Source organism: Magnetospirillum moscoviense (assembly GCF_001650635.1).
Classification (GTDB): domain Bacteria; phylum Pseudomonadota; class Alphaproteobacteria; order Rhodospirillales; family Magnetospirillaceae; genus Magnetospirillum; species Magnetospirillum moscoviense.
Map to the genome: position 1 here is coordinate 1 of NZ_LWQU01000056.1, position 1,835 is coordinate 1,835.

Sequence of the window (1,835 nt, forward strand, 5' to 3'; positions counted from 1 at the left end):
CGGCTGTTGGCGATGGCGACACGATGGGTGTAGCGGCCGAGATAGGCCAGCACCTGCTCGGGTCCGCCGAATGGGCGCTTGGCGTAGACCACCCAGTCGGTTTTGCGCAGCGGCGCCAGATGGCGGGCGAAGGCGGCCGGCTCGGCGAGGGCTGCGAGGTCGGAGAAGAAGGCGAGCTTGCCCGCCTGGAACGCCGCCGTCAGATGCTCCAGGAACAGCCGGCGGAACAGGCGCGACAGCACCTTGACCGACAAGAGGAAACCGGGGCGGCAGGAGGGACCGTGTCCACCATTGTTAATGTCGGTACCGCTGTCGCCCGCCTGGTCGACGGCGAGAAGGGGGGCGGTTGGAATGCCCCCCCTTGGCAACATTCAAGCGAGGCCGGCCGCCACTTATGATCCGGTCCACCGGCAAAGCAGCGGTGGCCAATGCATGAATATGTTGGCTCACCCACGCCCCGGCATGCGTATCCCGATCAGGCGAGCACGGTCCTTGGTGGCTGGGCGCATTTCCAGGTCAAGCACCACGCCAAGACTGCGTAAGGGCGCCTGAGCGCGGCGCAGTCTCGATTTTAACTTATTGGCCGATGGCCACAGGCGGCTTGAACGGATGGCCAGGGGTACGAAGTCCTCCAAGCGGGTCAATAACTCGGTGGCGGTACCTTGCCAATCCTCGGCCTCGGCCAAGTCACGCACGGCGGTTGCGATCGGGTCGGCCTCAATACTGGCCTCAACCACTCCCAGGCGATTGGCGCCATAGGACGCCATGAAGTCGCCATCCTCCCATCCCAACGAATACTCGGCCCCTGTCGCCCACAGGGCAAAGTCGGCCATGCGCGGCAGGGTCGCCAGGCGCGTTTGCGGCAGACGCCGCAAGGCTCCCGCCACGCCATCGAGCAGCGCCCCGAGGATCAGTGGGGACTTGCGGTCAAAGTCCGCCCAAAATTCGGCTTCTGCCCGGCGCCGGTCTTCCGGGATCGCCGGCAGCGTCATCAACACGCACCTGTCGGCGAGGTCGGCGCGGGCCGCCAGGTCGGGGATTCCGTTGAGGATGATCGGCCGCTGTCCCTCGAAGATCGCTTCGCCGAAATCACTGTAGAGTTCACGGGTGGAAAAGCCGCCGCCGGTCGCCAGACGGCACAGGCCGTCTGATAGCCAGCCCGGCACATCGGACAGGTTATCGATCACCAGAACCCACGAATTGCGCGCCATGGTGACCAAGTCGCGGTCGTCGCGCGGTGCGCTGCGGATCGGCGCCGCGTTCGGGTCGACCAGGGCGCGGAGCAGCCGGGACAGGGTCGATTTCGACGAACCCTGTTCGCCGTTGATGGCGAGGATCGGGTACGGTCCCCGGTGGCGCAGTGCTCCCACCAGCCAACCGACCAATAAGCGGAAATCATCTTCGTTGCGGACGTTGACCACGTCGCGCAAGTCATCGACCGATTCGGCCCGTTCCGGCTCGGGCAAAGGCTGCATGGCCGAGGATCGCTGGAAGTTGACCGGCGGCCGTGAACAGACGGACCATCCCTCGGCCGACACCCTGACCGCGCGCCATCCAGCATCGGCCAAATCGATATAGAGGTCGCCGGCATGTTCGCCGACCCGCAAGAACAAGGGGTATTCGCGGCCCCGGTGGATCGCCATGGCCTCCAACACCCGCAGTTGGCCGATAACGGCTATTTCAGCGAGGCGAACGTGGAGGCCTGCGCGGCGGCGGGGATCGAGCCGATGATCGCCACCGGTCGGGAAGTCCATCATCCCAGCGCTTCGCCGCCGCCCCTTCCGCCCCGCCAAATCCGACCCCGGTCGAGGCCATGGCCCATCGCCTGCGGACGC

General features: G+C 66.0%; 1 protein-coding gene and 1 pseudogene. Both read right to left on the reverse strand.

Annotated elements, in window-relative coordinates; genetic code table 11:
* Positions 1 to 275, reverse strand: a pseudogene (locus A6A05_RS03105) (transposase); the annotation flags it as partial.
* Between the two features lie 171 nt (positions 276 to 446).
* Entirely contained in the window at positions 447 to 1,757 is a 1,311-nt protein-coding gene (locus tag A6A05_RS03110; RefSeq protein ID WP_172822170.1) for a hypothetical protein, read from the reverse strand.
* Positions 1,758 to 1,835: the final 78 nt, after the last annotated feature.

Coding starts and splice junctions, on each gene's coding strand:
- A6A05_RS03110 (WP_172822170.1), bottom strand. CDS start 1,757: ATGATGGACTTCCCGACCGGTGGCGATCATCGGCTCGATCCCCGCCGC.